Origin of the sequence: Mesorhizobium sp. M4A.F.Ca.ET.050.02.1.1, from assembly GCF_003997725.1 — a bacterium.
Lineage (GTDB): Bacteria > Pseudomonadota > Alphaproteobacteria > Rhizobiales > Rhizobiaceae > Mesorhizobium.
Window position 1 is genome coordinate 1 of record NZ_RZSG01001086.1, and the last position, 1,551, is coordinate 1,551.

The 1,551-nt window shown below is 62.2% G+C and carries 3 protein-coding genes and 1 tRNA gene; 2 read left to right on the forward strand and 2 right to left on the reverse strand.

All coding sequences use genetic code 11. The features are described from left to right. The coding region (locus tag EOA33_RS35180; protein ID WP_145989505.1) for an ATP-binding cassette domain-containing protein at positions 1-602 on the forward strand (602 nt) is incomplete at its 5' end. A gap of 27 nt (positions 603-629) precedes the next feature. Here EOA33_RS35180 and EOA33_RS35185 read toward each other — a convergent pair. Beyond that, positions 630-971, reverse strand: coding sequence for a hypothetical protein (locus tag EOA33_RS35185; RefSeq protein ID WP_127407682.1), 342 nt, complete (start codon positions 969-971; stop codon positions 630-632). Positions 972-1,145: 174 nt separating this feature from the next. After that, positions 1,146-1,222 (reverse strand) — tRNA-Pro (locus EOA33_RS35190). A gap of 201 nt (positions 1,223-1,423) precedes the next feature. On the opposite strand from EOA33_RS35190, the gene EOA33_RS35195 reads away from it, so the two are divergent. After that, on the forward strand, positions 1,424-1,551 hold a 128-nt coding region (locus EOA33_RS35195), incomplete at its 3' end, for a sugar phosphate nucleotidyltransferase (protein ID WP_145989506.1).

Below are 1,551 nucleotides of genomic sequence, written 5' to 3' on the forward strand. Positions count from 1 at the left end.
GTCTCATACGTTTTGGCGACCGCGACATCTCCGACGCCGATCGCCAGGCGATGCGGCCGCTCAGGCGGCAATTGCAGCTCGTCTTCCAGGATCCGTTCGGCTCGCTGTCGCCGCGCATGACCGTCGGCCAGGTGATCACCGAAGGGCTTTTGGTGCACGAACCGTCGCTCACCGGCAAGCAGCGCGACCAGCGCGCGGTCGAGGCGCTGCGCGAAGTCGGGCTGGATCCCAATTCGCGCAACCGCTATCCGCACGAATTCTCCGGCGGCCAGCGCCAGCGCATCGCCATCGCCCGTGCCATGATCCTGAAGCCGAAGCTGGTGGTGCTGGACGAGCCGACCTCGGCGCTCGACCGCTCGGTGCAGAAGCAGATCGTGGAGCTGCTGCGCAAGCTGCAGGCCGACCACGAACTGTCCTACCTGTTCATCAGCCACGACCTCGCCGTGGTCCGCGCCATGGCCGACTACATCATCGTCATGAAGCAGGGCAAGATCGTCGAGGAAGGGCCGACGGAGGCGATCTTCAGCAATCCGCAGGCCGGCTACACCCAGACACTGATGAACGCCGCGATCGATACGGCGCGCTTCCGGATGAGCGCGTGATCTGAAACGTCACCTGTCAGAGGCAAATCATTGCGTGGACGCGCACTGACGCTTTCGCGCCGTGACTATCGCCTGCTGCTGTTGCTGCAGTCGTTCGATTTTGGCCGTTTCGCGATTGGCCACGACCGTTTTCACACGCTCGCCGCCCAGCAGCCAGTTCGGCACGCTGGTGTTGGCGACCTTGCCGCGTGCGATGGCGGTTTGCGAGATATCGGTGGCGGTGTCGCCGAGCGCGACGTTGAGTTCCGGGCAGGTCATTCGGTCGTATTTGCCCGGATTGATCGAAGCAACGGTCGAGGAGCAGCCAACTGCAACGGGCAGCACAGCGAGCAAAGTGAACGGGAGTGCTGCCGTCGGCGTGAACTTCATACTTTCACCTGCTCGCCGTTCCTCAATCCCGCACGCCTGTCGAACTTGGGTAGGGCGCCATTAGGTCAAAGCGAGAGCCTGTTGTCGAGCACAATGGAAGGCCAGAAGCCGTTCCGCTCGATTTGAGGCGCGGATGGGTGATTTCGGGAGCAAGCACCCAAGTGCTTGTTTTTCTGGTCGGAGTGGCAGGATTTGAACCTGCGACCCCATCGTCCCGAACGATGTGCGCTACCAGACTGCGCTACACTCCGTGACCAGACCGCGGGCTTATAGCCGCCGCTTTTCGATCCTGCAAGCACCAATGGCAGTACGTCTGTCGCATTTCTTCGGCTTTTGTCACGATGTCCCTGGCGACACCGGATTCACACGTCGGCAAGAGCCGCGTCCCAGCCTTGCGTCACTGACCATCACCCCGCTAGAACGGGTCTCTTGGCCCTTCGGAGTCTCGAATCTTGCCTCAGCGCATCGTCAGTTTCGTCATGAGCGGCGGCGTCGGCTCGCGGCTCTGGCCGCTGTCGCGCGAGGACAATCCCAAGCAGTTCCACGATTTTTCCGGCGACGGCTCGATGCTGGCCAAGAC

Excerpts from the sequence above, each read along its gene's own strand:
- EOA33_RS35185 (WP_127407682.1), bottom strand. The coding sequence starts at position 971 with ATGAAGTTCACGCCGACGGCAGCACTCCCGTTCACTTTGCTCGCTGTG.